This is a genomic window from Enterobacter sp. PGRG2, assembly GCF_030291195.1.
GTDB lineage: Bacteria > Pseudomonadota > Gammaproteobacteria > Enterobacterales > Enterobacteriaceae > Enterobacter_D.
Genome location: NZ_CP127837.1, coordinates 4,241,462 through 4,255,909, shown reverse-complemented (window position 1 = coordinate 4,255,909; position 14,448 = coordinate 4,241,462). Strand labels below are relative to the sequence as shown.

The window sequence follows — 14,448 nt, the reverse complement described above, 5'->3', positions numbered from 1 at the left end:
ATCAACCTCTTTCAATACCACGATCCGGGCTGATCCAGCGCGCCCGTTTATTCTGCGAAATAATCATTACCCGGGTAAAGGCGACTATTGTCGTCATCAGGCTCAGCACCCAGTAAATGGCCGGGAACCAGATGACCCAGAAAAGTGCGCCTGCGAGGTTTTTCTCATAGCGGCTGTCGATAAGCAGGCTGACCGCAAACTGGGCGATGCAAATACAGGACAAAATGATCCCTGCCAGTCCATCGAGCGCCATATTTGACAGCGTCATTGCACCATGCGGGCTGGCAAGAAACAGGATAAAACTGATCACGCAGGTAAAAGCCCAGGCGGTGGAAAGACAATATTCAGTAAATAGCGGCCACATACGGCGGTTTTTCCACTGCCACAGTCGCGTCATATTCTTTCTGAAGACTTCCGCGCCGCCCTGCGCCCAGCGTAAACGTTGTTTCCATAAACCTTTTAAGGTTTCGGGCATCAATACCCAACACAATGCGCGCGGTTCATAAAAAATGCTCCAGTGCTTAAGCTGTAGCTTCCAGCTGATATCAATATCTTCAGTAATGATATCCTCACTCCAGTAGCCCACATCCGCCAGCGCTGTACGGCGGAAAGCCGCTACCACGCCGGAGATGGTAAATATCTGGCCATACATGCGCTGCGTGCGTTTAATCATGCCGATAATAGAGGAGAATTCACCGACCTGAATTTTGCCGATTAGCGTTGAGCGGGTGCGAATACGCGGGTTACCTGTAACCGCTCCGACGCGGGGATTCTCAAGCATGGGCGCCACAATATAAGCCACCGCGTCACGATCGAGTTTTGCATCGCCATCAATGCATACTAACCATTCACTTTTCGCCGCCGCCACGCCGGTTTTTAACGCGATGGCTTTGCCCTGGTTATGCGCCAGATGGATAACGCGCAGCCGTAAATGCTGTTTCGCCAGACGATTAAGAATAAATCCTGTGCCATCCGTTGAGCCATCGTCGACGGCGATCACTTCAATATTCTTGTAACGCTGATTCAGCACCGATTCGATGGTTTCGGCGACGTTGTTCTCCTCGTTATAACAGGGGACAATTACCGAAACCAGCGGCTTGCCTTTTAGCGTGGGAACATCATCTTCCCGCCCCCATGACCAGTGCCGTTCACGACTGAACCAGAACAGCAGCCCCCCGGCCATCCATAAAACAGACATAAAAAAGGGCCAGAAGAAAACAAAGCGAAGCATCGTTTCAACGGAAAATAACAGGGCTATCACCAGCGGAATGCTCACCACCAGGCACAGGATAATGAGCGAAACAATACGATTATTCATTTTCTGGATACCAGTTAGTTGAGATCTCAGGACTTATTACGCGGACATGATCTTCACCAGTAATAAGATCGTCCGGGGTGTAACCATAATTTTTTACGCCGTTGAGTTGTAATAACTCCATCCAGCTGGCAATGTCTTTAGCATCAACAGATTGCGTTTCTAATTGCACTATTGCTTTATCGTTCGCAGCAGAGAAGCTGGTGATATAGCGGGCAAGCTGCTGTAGCCACTTACTGGCAAACTTTTTGTCTTGCTTCGCCCGGTAGGGATTAGCGACAACTATCGTCCAGTCGTAAAGGCGTAATGACTCCTGAATACGTCGATTAAACATGTCGTCCATTTGCGGGTGCAATTCCGGCATGGCAATAATCTGACGTGCCGTTTTTATCGACGGTCCGCGAACAGATTTAACCGTATTCGCCAGAGAAACCGTTAGCGCGGTGGGCGTCGACTTGTTGGCGAACTCCCGTTTACGGGACGCTTTCTCATCGACAAAAACAACGCCGTCAAAGACGCTGTGTTCGGCCAGGTCCTCATACATGTCGTGTATTTTTTGCCAGGTGACGTCATCGATCACCTTTGAGGGCTTGTCTTTCCCGGCCGGGCTGAAGTCCCAGTTCAACAGCGGCATTGAGGCATATACCGCCACATCCGTGCGCGTCCTGAGTTGCCAGGCGAGACGATTGAACAGGTCTTCCCGGACAGGTAACCAGCGATTGGGGAAATACACCTCGCGAGTGGCGCTATTTGCTACCGGCGTTACCGATGCCTGTAAAAATACCGTACTCACATTCATGTCTTTAATGCGCTGAACAAGAAGATCAATATTCTTCTCCTGCCGATTTTTATCGACATCATAAATGCTATCAATGCTCACGCTGATTGAACGCATCTCTGACTGTTCCTGCACGCTGGCGACCATTTGCGCAAAATCAATCAGCGACGGGTTATTATCAATTAACAGGCGTGGGATCGCGTCCAGGTTATCTACCGTGGCGAGTCCGTCCTCAAGCGTAAAGAAGGTATCAAAACCCAGCTTTTTGAGCTCCTGTATGGCCACGCCATTTTCAGCACCATACGGCCACACCCAGGATTTGGGTTGTTTGCCGGTATATTTTTTTAGATGCTCAGCGATATTTTTACCATCTGCGCTAACGCGTCGACGATATTGTTGCTCCGTTTCATAGGTCGAGGTTGTCGGGTTATAGAAACGGTTAGCGATTGCTGGCAATTTGCTTCCGCTGGGGTTAGCTTGCACACCGTAATGGGAGTTCCAGGTATGAGCGCCTATTTCCACAAGCGGCGAGCGGGCAAGTTCAGCAATTTGCTGCCATGTCGCGATTTTCTCCCGATCAATATACTCATCGCCAAACTTTACCTTTTTATTGGCTGGCGTATCGACCCAACTGCCCACGGGGGCCCATAAAGCGGGCCACTGATAGGCTTTCAGTAGTGGAAAAACGCGGGTATAGAAACTCTGATAACCGTCGTCAAAGCTCAGCAAAACGGCTTTGGCGGGTAAGGTTATTTCGCCTCTGTGAGCTGCGCGAATTTGCTCCACGCTAATGGGATGATAGCCATTTTCCCGCAGCCAGGAAAATTGCTCCCGTAGCGCGCTGGTGCGTACCGACATAAAGCGCTGATCGGCACTCTCATCCTCAACGTCATGGTAAGCCAGCACAATAAAGCTGTTGTCAGGCCAGGGATTTTCCGCACGTAATTTTTGCCGTGTGTCCGGTGAAGAAAACGATACCTTTCGGTGATCGTTACAGGCTGTAAGCATGCTGATGCCAAGCACTATTATAAAAGTACGTAGTATCTTCTTTTTCTGCCATTGCACGCTGGCTTCAGCGCTATTTGCCGTAATACCATGCTTCAAGGCACGCGCAGGTGTGCGATGCGAAATACGCTCCGCCTGCGTACCGATACTGAAATTATCGTTAAGGTCATAGCGCGCCGAGAAGCGGCCGCCTAATTTATCGCCATGATTAAAATGACGCTCCATGATTTCGCCTTCCATCCAGATATCGCGCGAACGCCACTCTAAGCCTGCTGACCAGTCGCGAACGTTACCCTGGCCTTCGGTGAAATGACTGTTGATCTCGCCAAAGCCCGCAAATGCCCGCCAGTTTTTTGCCAGCGGCGGGGTATAAATGGTCGTGGTAAAGCTGTTGTCATGGCGGCCGGAATCAGGGCTGTCAGAATCCAGATCGACTGTTGCGCCAACACGCAGCTCCGCGGAATGATGAATATCGTGGGCCCGTTTCAGCTCTTTCACCGCAGAATTTGCCGGATCGCGTTTTTGCACGTCCGCTAATAACAGTTCAGCGTGTCGCCAGTCCTGAAGCGCCATTGCGACATAGCTCTGTTCTACTTCCAGCGAAATGTTTGTCGGCTCAAGCACTTCCGCTTTCTTTAATTCCTTCTCAGCCTTACGCGGCCAGCCTCTGGCCATCAGCACTCGCGCATAGTCAATTTTCAGGTTCTGGTTACCCGGTGCCCTGTCTTTGAGATTACGCAGGTAACGTTCAGCCGCAGGAAGGTCGTTGGCATATTCATGCAGCTCGGCCAAAAACAGATGGCCCTGCAACCATTCGTTATTTGGCAAAGGCAGCGGCGAACCTGGCATATAAGTATGAACAGGCTCTTTTTTCAGAATATGATTTGTCAGCAGCGACGCCGATTTAAATCGATTGCTTTCCAGATGGCTATAAAATAGATCGGCACGTTGCTCTTCGGTAACGTCTTCTTTTAATACTCCCTTGCTGTAGAAAAGGTCTTTCAGCATTGCTTCGGCTTGCTGCGGTTTCTTTTCATGCAAATAGGCCGATGCGACCCAGTAGCGGGCATATTCGGGAAGCGCGATACCTTCACTTTTCAGTACTTTTTCCTGCTTAAGCACATCCTTATGCCTGTCGCGTGCAAGCAGCGCACCCATTTGATCAATAAGAGCGCGGCGATAGTAAGGGGCCAGCTCTTTTTTATCCTTCCACTCACTTAATAATGACTGGTAGGTGGCTAACGCGCGATCGGCAATGTTATAGCGCTCGGATTCACTACGGGTTGGCATAAACGCCAGTCGTACAAGTTCGGCAGCATAACCGGCACGAGCATCAGGATCAGCGTGAGATCCATTCTCTTTCAGCAACACATACGAAAGATCGTTATCCTGCAGCGCCTCCTTATATTCTTTAACACCCGTGCCTGATGATGAATGCTGCATCGCCATCGTACTGGCAAAAAGTTCATTCTGCTCCTGTCCGGCGAGTCGATACACCCAGGCCGCCGCCAGATAGTTACGGCTGTCCGGATCCTTCTTAAGCAACGTATTTACATGTTCTATAGCGGCTTTATGATCACCGCTGTCCGCCAGCGTTAATAAATATCCCCGCTGATAGTCGGCATTGGCAGGATCCTTGTCGCATAAACGTTTCCAGAGCTGTAATGATTCAGACCAGCGTTTCTGATTGCGATAAGCTTTAGCCGCCGCCGGATAAGCCCGCAGCGGTAAGTTTTGATGGCTAAAGCGCTCATATACAGAAATCACCTGCGCATCCTCGCCTGCCCAGGAGGCGATCTGTAACCAGTCCGCAATTTGTTGATTGTTTAGCGATGCGTGGGAGGCGAACCAGGCCAGCGCGGGCGTGGTATTGCCGTTTCTGGCTTCCCGTACCAGCGCATTATAATTCTGAGGCTGTGCATTAACCTGGCAGCTAAAATAAGACGCCAGACAAACTGCAATTAATTTATAACGGGTTTTTTACACTGCTTTTCTTTACGTTAAACATAGGCCCTCATGTAATTTATCAGAGTGATACTGTCCCTTGCCTGATAAAGACATAATGGTGAGGCTAAAGTTATTTTATTTATGGACCGGAAAGGGTTAGCTTTTCTGACCCGCGAGCTAAAAGCTTGCTTTCATTTTTTATCCTGAAACAACCGGTGAGAAAAAAATTCTTCTCCAGACGCGGTCTGACAAAAAATACGATAGCGGGAAAGCTTTTCCTCAAATATTTTTCGCTCCTGCGGCGTCAGGCTGGTAAGCGTACACGCCTGCAAATTGTCAATGCCCAGCCACTCGCTAAAAGCGACAGAAAAAGCGACAGAATCAATATCCCGTTCGTTGAGCGGAAAATTATCAACAGTCATCTCATGCCTCATTTATTTTCAGGTAGTCATCGAGTAATAATCGCCATCAAAAACGATGCTTCTGTTCTTGCCTTCACGTTTCGCTTCATAGAGCGCCACGTCAGCAAAGCCGATAATATCTTTCACGCTTTCCGTACCGTTACTACGGTAAATACCGATGCTCGCGGTTATCTCGCCTGGTAATCCAAGGGAGGAGGAGTGGGAAAGCCGCGCGACGTTTTTGCATATGTTATCCGCCACATATTGCGCCTCTTTTTCAGAAGCGGCGGGTAATATAATGGCAAACTCATCACCGCCGAGACGGGCAAAAATATCTTTTGAGCCAAGATTGTTGCGGATCACCTGTGCAAATTCCTGAAGCACCTGATCGCCTTTTTGATGTCCGAAGGTATCGTTAATCTCTTTGAATTTATCCAGATCAAGTAACAGTACACTGAATCCGTTTTTTTTGTTTTTGTGCGCCAGCAGTGTTTCTATTTCCTCAAGAAAATAGGTGCGGTTATAGGCTTTTGTTAATGCATCGTACATGCGCATATGGCACACCTTTTTTAACGAGGTGAGGGTATCGGCAATGATGAAAGTCGTGATGAGCAAACGGCAACTCACTTTTATGCCCCTGATCAGGTTCCAGGCTACAATACTCTCCTGGCCATAAATATAAAGAATCACAACGCACAGCATTTCTGTCAGCATTAGCGCGGCAATGCCATTCCAGAGGGTGTTGTTAAAATTGTTGTAATAAACAACCAGCACAAACAACACCAGCGCGAGCGCACCACAGGCATAACGGGCATAGTCCATATTTTTTAGTGCCACGGGATGCCCAGGCGATGGGATAGCTGCATCTTTATAGAGATAACAGGCGGCGATATATACACAGATAATATATGCCGCTGACAGGGATAATATGATGCTGTCATTCTTCAGGCATTTGCCATGCTCTTTTATATCCGCGGCATACATCAAAAGCGCGGTAAAAATAAAGCTCATGGTGCATACTTGTCTTGCCAGGTTAAATATTCCAGGATTTGCGGCTTTACTCATTGATCGCACGAAATCGATGGTGCGCCATGTCGTCGCGTCATAGACGATAGAGGTACTTTCTGTGTAAAACAGTGCACCTGCCAGAAAAGCCATGCTCAGCAGTAGATAATGCTTTTTATGTTTATCACAATAATATTTGACAAGGATCGCTGAAAACGCCGCGACGTCCGTAGCAATTAATATCAGTAATGATAATAAGTGGAGTTGTGGTGTAGTATTTGAAAATACTGAATCAGCAATAATGATTAAATCTTTCATAATACAGGTATTGATTAGTAAATTAAAATCATGCTGTGTGCTACAGCCCAGGTTAAAGAGGGTGCATTATATGTTCAGCTTTTAATAACTATCGACAGATTTTTTAATTACATTACCGGAATGAAAATGCTGAAGTTTACGCGTTCCTCTGAATAAAAATTTAATTTCATTAAGTGTATTTCATGACGCAGCTTTAATTTATATCTGGTCATGATGAGCATATAAACAATTTTGCTAAAAGCTCCATAGGTATCCCAGTCCCCTTCGAAATTCATTTTTGCATAATTACCACTAAAAAGATGAGTGTTTTCTGCTGTTGCTGATTTCGTTGATGTCGCCCAGGAGATATCCACATCGACTATACTTTCGCGTCCTTTACTTAACAGCGCAGAGTGCTTAGCTGAGATAGCCAGTTCTTTTATAACTTCTTCATTATCAAGTAATAATTTTTTAATGCTTTTCGTCACGTCAGATACAGCTGGCTCAAAAATATGATCATGCACCGTCACCGTGTGGTTGTAAGCAAATTCCCGCGTTATGGTGCACAGCTCCACCTCCGGCAACTGGACGTCTTTCAGCAACAATGAAGGCTGTAATTTATCAAATTCCCAGACGTCTGATCTGCGATAATCTGTGGGCGACAGGCCAGTAAATTTTTTAAAGGCTCTGGCAAACCCCTGACTGCTCTGATAATGAAATAAGTATGCAATTTCGGTGATCGGCAGTGACGTCATGCGGATCAACACTGCTGCACGGCATATTCTCCGTTTAAGGATGTAATCACCCAACGATTGACCATATTGTTGCTTAAACCAGGTTTCAATAGTACGTCTGCTATAGCCTAACACTTTGGTCAGATCGTCAATGTTTGCCAGAGAATAGATATTCTCTTCAACCCAGGAAATGATGTGCTTGCGTATAGTTTCTTTCATTCCCTCAGATTTTCCTTAAATTCTAGCGGGTAAAATGAGGCGAACGGATCATTTTACGCAAAAGTGCAGCCGGTAAGTCATTATGAGTATAGATGAATAAAAGAGCGGCCCCTGGGGGAGGGTTCGTGCAGGAGCCGCCACCTGTCAGCGCAGGGCGGTTACAGGGTAAATTTTTACGGACGCAGGAATGCCCACGCTAACAGGAGCGTGCTGTCTGACAGGGTGAAGTCTTAGCGTTGTGCGGTGGGGTCGATAGTCTGGCTAATCTGTTGAGACTGGGCTTTATCCTGATGATGATACCAGGCGCCAATAGAGGAATAGACGAAGCGGCCAAAAAAGAAGAAGAAGCTGATGAGAAGTACGATACGGGTCATGCGACTGTCAAATCGATGTCGTTTTCGCATACTGTTTGCCTGACTCACAAGGGGTCCTATAAGGTAAGCCCGATCGACGGGCGGTACGTTATTAAGGCACAAAGCCAGATGCAGGTCAATTCACAATAATGTAAAAAATCGTCAAAAAAATATTAATCAGAATTATATATTCCGGCGCGAAACATTCATAATATCTATAAATAAAGTGCTGGAATGATTAATTGTGTAATTATTGATTAGTGTGGGCCGTTTTTTTGATGCAGATCAGTTATTCATGGCAGTACATAACTAAAATCGCAACAGACTTCACGAAATCGTACCTTTACAGACGGGTTGGATGCCTGCCTGAAACGCCCCTCCTGGACCCTGGGTTTTCTGACGAGCATCTATGACTTTTTTAAAAAGGTATCAACAATACAAAGATCAATGGTGGGCGCTACCGCTTTTCCTCCCTGTTGTTTTACTGCCATTCGTTATCCTTGCTAATACATCCACCCAGATTGCTGGCGGTGTCGTTACGCTCTACTATCTGCCGCTGGCATTTTTTATCAGCCTGATGCTGTTTTTTGGCTGGGCGGCGCTGCCTGGCATCACGCTTGCGCTGGTTTTCCACTACTACCCCCATACCGTCGGTATGGAAATTCTGGCAAAAACTGTCCATTTTCTTATCCCGACCATCCTTAGCTGGGCGGGGTATCGCCTTTTTGTCACGCGACGGCATATGGTGTCGTACGGAAATGCCGATTTAATGGGGCAGCGCCTTTTCTGGCAGGTGATCTGTCCTGCCGCCATTATTCTGCTTATCTTTCAGCTGACGACTTACCTCGGCATGTACAATAACTACAGCATGATGGCGGGTTCCAGTCCGTGGAGCGTTCGTACGCTGATCAATTTTCAGGCGTTGATGGTAGGCTGTCTGACCGGCATACCGATGTGCTATCTGCTGATCCGTATCATCCGCCATCCGCGCTATGTGCGCAGTTTTATTACCCAGATGCGACGTGAATTCCATCCGCGATGCTCACGGGTTGAAGTCGTGCTGTGGCTTGGCTTACTCATCGTCATCCTGGGTTTTTTACTGCAACCCATGAATGAAGAAAGTACCATTTTCAGCTCCAACTACACGCTGACGCTGTTAATGCCGGTAATGTTGTGGGGAGCGATGCGCTTCGGCTATCGTTTTATGTCGGTGGTCTGGACGCCGTTTCTTATCGTCGCGGTGCACTATTTTTACTGTTACCTGCCGGTCCGCCAGGACTATGGCATCCAGCTGACCATCACCTCGTCCAGTTATCTGGTGTTCTCATTCATCATTAACTATATGTCGATGCTGGCCACCAGCGAACGTATGGCCCATGTTCGCGTCCGAAAACTCGCTTACCTCGATCCGGTGATGCACATGCCTAACCTGCGGGCGCTGAACCGCGCGCTGGCGGATACGCCCTGGTCGGTACTCTGTTTTCTGCGTGTCCCTGAACTGGAAATGTTAGGACGTAATTACGGCGTCATGCTGCGCATTCAGTACAAACAAAAACTGGCAGAGTGGGTGCGTCAGGATCTGCATACCCATGAGGATGTCTATCATCTTTCGGGGCCCGATCTGGTGATCCGTCTGAATACGGAATCCTATGAAGAGCGTATTGACGCGCTGGACGCCAGGATCAAGCAGTTCCGCTTCGTCTGGGATGGCATGCCGCTACAGCCGCAGGTGGGGATCAGCTATTGCTACGTGCGTTCACCCGTCGTCCATCTTTACCTGCTGCTGGGCGAGTTAAGCACAGTGGCGGATCTGTCGCTGGCGACCAATCATCCGGAAAGTCTGCAACGTCGCGGCGCCGCCAGCTTACAGCGGGGCCTGAAAGATAAAGTCGAGATGATGAACCGGCTCCAGCAGGCGCTGGAAGCGGATCGTTTTGTGCTGCTTGCCCAGCCTATCGCCGGCATCCGTGGCGATAATTATCATGAGATCCTGCTGCGCATGGTGGGGGATAACGGCGAATATATCGGCCCGGACAGCTTCCTGCCGGTGGCGCACGAACTTGGTTTGTCGTCGCGCATCGACAAGTGGGTAATAGAAAATACGTTACGCTTTATGGATGCCCATCGCGATGTGCTGCCCGGTCAGCGTTTTGCCATCAACCTTTCCCCGTCGTCCGTCTGCCGCGCGCAGTTTACGCTGGAAGTCAGCCGCCTGCTGAAAGCCTGGAATATCGAAGCCTGGCAACTGATTTTCGAAGTGACGGAAAGCAATTCCCTTACCAACATCGAACAGGCTAATCAGACCCTCGGACAGCTGCAACATATGGGCTGCCGGGTGGCGATTGATGATTTTGGCACCGGCTATGCCAGCTATGCGCGGCTGAAAAACGTTAATGCCGATATTTTAAAAATCGACGGCAGCTTTATCCGCAATATCACCTCGAACAGCCTCGATTATCAGATTGTCGCGTCCATTGTTCATCTGGCGCGCATGAAAAAGATGCAGGTGGTGGCGGAGTACGTAGAAAGCGAGGAGATCCTGCGCGCGGCCATGGAGCTGGGGATCGACTATATGCAGGGCTATCTGATTGGCAAACCAGAGCCGCTGAGCGGCCTGGTTGATAGAGCAGCTTTGCCGTCATTGCGCGCCTGAGCAGGCGATGACGGCGGAGGCGATCAGGCGGCCACGTTGTCCGGGGCGTCTTCTTCCTCGATCTTGAGCATCCAGCCGGTAACCGACTGCCAGTACTCCTGTTCTTTTTCGAGATCAAAAAGCACCAGCGCATTCTGGCTGAACCAGTCATGGGGGAAGCTCAGCGTCCAGTGATTGTCATCGGTCTTCAGACGCAGGGTCGGCGGCGTGGTGGTGGCCTGACGCTGGTTATTCAGCAGCACGCCAAGGCGCAGCAACTGGATCAGCGGCAGGTAATGCTTCTTTTTGTACAGCGCGAAACGCGGCAGATCGTCAATTTTGATCCCCTTGCGGTGATAGCGCACCATCGTTGCCATCATCATCTGCTGCTCCTGGTTGAAGCCCGGCAGATCGCTGTGTTGCAGAATATAGGCTGAATGACGGTGCATACCGCTGTGATTAATATTCAGGCCCACTTCATGCAGCATGGCTGACCAGCGCAGCAGCGCCGCCAGTTGCGGATTATCGAGCTTAGGATTTTGCGCCAGCCACTGATCGTACATCAGCATGGTGGTTTCCAGTACGCGCTTCGCCTGATCCCGGTCGATATTGTACTGATTCGCCAGACTTTGTGCCGTGCGGCTGCGAATATCCTGATGGCGGAAGCGACCTTCCATCTCATACAGCACGCCTTCACGCAGCGCGCCGTCGGAAAGACGCAGCTCGCGGATCGCCAGCGCGTCGAACACGCCGCAAAGGATCGCCAGCCCCGGCACGAACACCGCTTTACGCTCGTCTGACAGACCCGGCAGGCTCAGCGCGTCAAAGTTTTTGGCTTTCAGGGTTTCACTGACCAGCAGATCCAGGCGTTCCGGCGTGATAAAACCGTCCTTTTCGCCCATCGCCAGCAACACTTCGTGGGCGGCCTTGATGCTGCCGGATGCGCCCAGCGCGACATTCCAGCCCTGAATACGGTACTGCCACGCCAGACCTTCCAGTTTTTGTACGGCGGCAAGGCGCGCACGCTGGAAGTTTTCCCGGCTGATGGTGCCGCCAGGGAAATAGAGCTGCGCAAAGCTCACGCAACCCATACGGCGGCTTTCCACCAGCTTAGGTTCGAAATCTTCGCCAATCACCAGCTCCGTCGAGCCGCCGCCAATATCCACCACCAGCTTGCGGCCTTTTTCCGGCTGCGTGTGCTCCACGCCCATAAAAATCAGCCGCGCTTCTTCGTTGCCGGAAATGATTTCAATGGGATAGGGGATCACCTCGCTGGCGCGTTTTAAAAACTCCGAGGCGTTCAGCGCCTGGCGCAGGGTATGGGTGCCGACAATGCAGACGCTGGACGGCTCAAAGCCCTGCAAACGTTCGGCAAACAGCGCAAGGCAGCTCAGCCCGCGCTCCATTGCCTCTTCGCTGAGCATATTTTTATCGTCCAGCCCGTCGGCCAGGTGCACACGCTGCTTCAGACGGCCGATGATCTGCATCGCGCCATCCACCACACGGGCAATCACCATGTGGAAACTGTTCGAACCAAGGTCGACCGCAGCAAATTCCTGCGGGCGAGGGGCGTTGTCATTTATAGGCATAGATTAGTCGGGCTGCTCGAGTGATTTGATGTAATCGTAAATCGCCAGTTGCGAGCGCACTTTACGGCGATTACCACGGGGTACATAAGTGTTGCTCAGCTCTTTGTCGATATAACGCGCTTTAACCGTATCGTTAAGCTGAAGATCCACAATATTCAGTATTTGTTGTTTCAGGCGCGGATCCAGCAGCGGCGTTGCCACTTCAATACGGTAATCAATATTACGCGTCATCCAGTCGGCGGAGGAGAGATAAACCTGCTTATCGCCCCCGTTTTCAAAAATATAAACGCGATCGTGTTCAAGATAACGGTCAACGATGCTGATCACACGGATATTGTCGCTGATGCCCTCAAGCTGTGGGATCAACGAACACATACCACGCACCAGCAGATTTACCATCACGCCGGAACCCGAGGCCGCATACAGCCTGTCCACCAGGCCTTTATCAACCAGGTTATTCAGCTTCAGAGTGATCCCGGACGGGCGGTTGTTCTGCGCGTTGGCAATTTCGCGGTCGATCATATCATACAGCAGGCGACGGGAGTTTTGCGGCGAAACCAGCAGGTAATCGAAGTTTACCGGACGGTATGGATTCTCGATAAAGTTAAACACCCGACGCACTTCGTTGGTGATCCGCGCATCCGCCGTCAACAGTGAATAGTCGGTATACAGGCGCGCGGTTTTTTCATTAAAGTTACCGGTGCCGATATGGGCATAACGCACCACTTCATCGCCTTCTTTACGGGAGATGAGGAACAGCTTGGCATGGATCTTAAGTCCGGGCGCGGAGAAGATCACGTGTACGCCCGCCTCGGTGAGACGACGCGCCCAGTGGATATTGGCTTCTTCGTCGAAACGCGCCTGCAGCTCCACCACCACGGTGACTTTTTTGGCGTTATGCGCCGCATGGATCATCGCATCAATAATGCGCGAATCTTTCGCCACACGGTAAATGTTAATTTTGATCGCCAGCACGCTCGGATCGAACGACGCCTGACGCAACAGTTCCAGCACGTGCTCAAAGGTGTGGTACGGATAGTACAGCAACACATCGCGCTCGCGGATGGCATCGAATCCGTTACGGAATTTATCGAACCAGATGTGGCGCAGACGTGGCAGGGGCTTATTCACCAGATTGGCTTTGCCGACGTTCGGGAAGCCAATAAAGTCTTTGAAGTTATGATAGCGGCCGCCGGGCACGATGGAGTCATAGCGCGAAATGGTCAGCTTGTCGCGCAGCATTTCCACCATCGCGTCAGGCATATCCCGCTGATAAACAAAGCGCACCGGCTCGGCGGTCAGACGCTGTTTCAGGCTGGAGGACATCAGCTCCATCAGGCTCGCTTCCATTTCATGCACCAGGTCATACTCGGCATCACGGGTCATTTTCATCGAGTAGGCGTTGAGCGCATCGTAATCAAAGAAGCCTTTGAAAATATCATCGAGGCAGTAGCGCAGAATGTTATCCAGCAGGATCATCGGCTTACGGCGGCGCGGCGCTTCCGGCGGCAGATTGACAAAACGTGGCACCTTGTCGGACGGGATCTCCAGCAACGCATAGCGAATGGCGTCGCCACGGATAATTTCCACCGCCAGATAGGTGTAATCGTCTTTCAGGAACTGCACCAGATCGGTTTCGCGATTAATCAAAATGGGCGTAATGTGCTGGCGCAGATAGTGTTTGAAATAGTTACGCAACCAGCTCTGCTGGTTAACAGAAAGCTGGCGTTCGTTGATGAGGAAGATCTGGTTACGGGCCATTTCCAGCAGCAGTTCATTATAAAGGCCGTCAAATTCCTGATCGGCTTTTAGCACACGGGCCTGGATCTTGCCGAGTAAATGGCGTGAATGGGCGTTAGAGCCTTGCTCTTCGCTGATGATGATCCGGCGTTTCAGCTCGGCAAAACGCACTTTATAGAACTCATCAAGGTTGTTGGAATAGATACCCAAAAAACGCATGCGTTCGATAAGCGGGTTCGATTTATCCGCGGCTTCCTGAAGGACGCGCTCATTGAACGCCAGCCAGCTTAATTCTTTCTCGATATATAGCTTTTCCTGACCCATTACAACTCACACTCCGGTTCAATCACGGTTCGTGGCAATCCGTCTCTGCCTTCATTATGGCGAGCTTTGCCACAGGTTGTCCAATTGTGACAGGGAAGTATGACATTAA

Annotated in this window: 9 protein-coding genes; 1 reads left to right on the top strand and 8 read right to left on the bottom strand. The window is 50.0% G+C overall.

What is annotated here, in order from left to right; genetic code table 11:
* Nucleotide 1: 1 nt before the first annotated feature.
* From pgaC to QRD42_RS18915, 6 genes are all read right to left on the bottom strand, one after another.
* On the bottom strand, nt 2-1,318 hold the full coding sequence (pgaC, locus tag QRD42_RS18945) for a poly-beta-1,6-N-acetyl-D-glucosamine synthase (RefSeq protein ID WP_318362735.1): 1,317 nt from the start codon (nt 1,316-1,318) through the stop codon (nt 2-4).
* The gene (pgaB, locus tag QRD42_RS19640) at nt 1,311-5,048 is read right to left on the bottom strand and encodes a poly-beta-1,6-N-acetyl-D-glucosamine N-deacetylase PgaB (protein WP_415877743.1); all 3,738 of its coding nucleotides are present in this window, start codon (nt 5,046-5,048) and stop codon (nt 1,311-1,313) included. Before pgaB ends, pgaC begins: the two co-directional genes overlap by 8 nt.
* A 188-nt stretch (nt 5,049-5,236) precedes the next feature.
* Nucleotides 5,237-5,467 carry a hypothetical protein gene (locus QRD42_RS18930; protein WP_318362738.1) on the bottom strand — a complete coding sequence of 77 codons (231 nt, stop codon included), beginning with the start codon at nt 5,465-5,467 and terminating at the stop codon, nt 5,237-5,239.
* 18 nt (nt 5,468-5,485) lie between these two features.
* Nucleotides 5,486-6,769, bottom strand: a complete 1,284-nt coding sequence (locus tag QRD42_RS18925) for a GGDEF domain-containing protein (protein WP_318362739.1) — start codon at nt 6,767-6,769, stop codon at nt 5,486-5,488.
* 107 nt (nt 6,770-6,876) lie between these two features.
* The gene (locus QRD42_RS18920) at nt 6,877-7,701 is read right to left on the bottom strand and encodes a helix-turn-helix transcriptional regulator (RefSeq protein ID WP_318362740.1); all 825 of its coding nucleotides are present in this window, start codon (nt 7,699-7,701) and stop codon (nt 6,877-6,879) included.
* Nucleotides 7,702-7,931: 230 nt separating this feature from the next.
* The gene (locus QRD42_RS18915) at nt 7,932-8,123 is read right to left on the bottom strand and encodes a YfgG family protein (RefSeq protein ID WP_072569504.1); all 192 of its coding nucleotides are present in this window, start codon (nt 8,121-8,123) and stop codon (nt 7,932-7,934) included.
* A 340-nt stretch (nt 8,124-8,463) separates the two neighbouring features.
* On the opposite strand from QRD42_RS18915, the gene QRD42_RS18910 reads away from it, so the two are divergent.
* Nucleotides 8,464-10,707 carry an EAL domain-containing protein gene (locus QRD42_RS18910; RefSeq protein ID WP_321987856.1) on the top strand — a complete coding sequence of 748 codons (2,244 nt, stop codon included), beginning with the start codon at nt 8,464-8,466 and terminating at the stop codon, nt 10,705-10,707.
* Between the two features lie 23 nt (nt 10,708-10,730).
* Here QRD42_RS18910 and ppx read toward each other — a convergent pair whose 3' ends face one another.
* Both ppx and ppk1 read right to left on the bottom strand, forming a co-directional pair.
* Nucleotides 10,731-12,275 (bottom strand): exopolyphosphatase, encoded by a 1,545-nt coding sequence (gene ppx / locus QRD42_RS18905; protein WP_318362742.1) that lies wholly within the window; start codon nt 12,273-12,275, stop codon nt 10,731-10,733.
* 3 nt (nt 12,276-12,278) lie between these two features.
* A complete protein-coding gene (gene ppk1, locus QRD42_RS18900) occupies nt 12,279-14,339 on the bottom strand; it encodes a polyphosphate kinase 1 (RefSeq protein ID WP_072569311.1) in 2,061 nt (686 codons plus the stop codon).
* Nucleotides 14,340-14,448: the final 109 nt, after the last annotated feature.